The organism is Pantoea sp. E956-1 (assembly GCF_982223955.1).
Genome location: NZ_CEUYZP010000061.1, coordinates 1 through 459, shown reverse-complemented (window position 1 = coordinate 459; position 459 = coordinate 1). Strand labels below are relative to the sequence as shown.

The window sequence follows — 459 nt, the reverse complement described above, 5'->3', positions numbered from 1 at the left end:
GTATTCGGCTACTGCGCAGTCAGCATCTGTTTGGCCGTGATAGTGCCGAAACCCAATTGATTGCGATCAACATACTTCACACCTCGAAGCACCGATTGGCCTTCAACCTCAACGAAATCCTCGTTCATGTACATGAGCACGACTTTGGTCGAAGGTGCAGTGACATCAGGAGCGGCGAGGTCACTTTGCAACAGGTTTAACGCCCAATGAAACTGCAAGAGGGGTAAATCTGCGATCCTGATCGTTCGACTTTCATCCACCAGTCGCAAATCCCTGCTTGCAGTGATACGCAACTTTTGCCCGAACACCTCAAACGCAGGCTTGCTGTAGCGCACCGCCAACTCCACACCCGTGGCCCATTGATCCATGTAATAACGTGGCGAGGTGAACAGTTCGAACAAGTCCATTTTGTCGCGAATATTTCCTGCGCTATCGAACAGGTAGTTATAAGAATAGTGG

Annotated in this window: 1 protein-coding gene; it reads right to left on the bottom strand. The window is 50.1% G+C overall.

The genetic code is table 11. The features are described from left to right. Positions 1-8: 8 nt before the first annotated feature. Positions 9-459 (bottom strand): hypothetical protein (locus tag AC0T7J_RS25250; protein ID WP_473798497.1); only part of this gene is annotated, 451 nt, incomplete at its 5' end.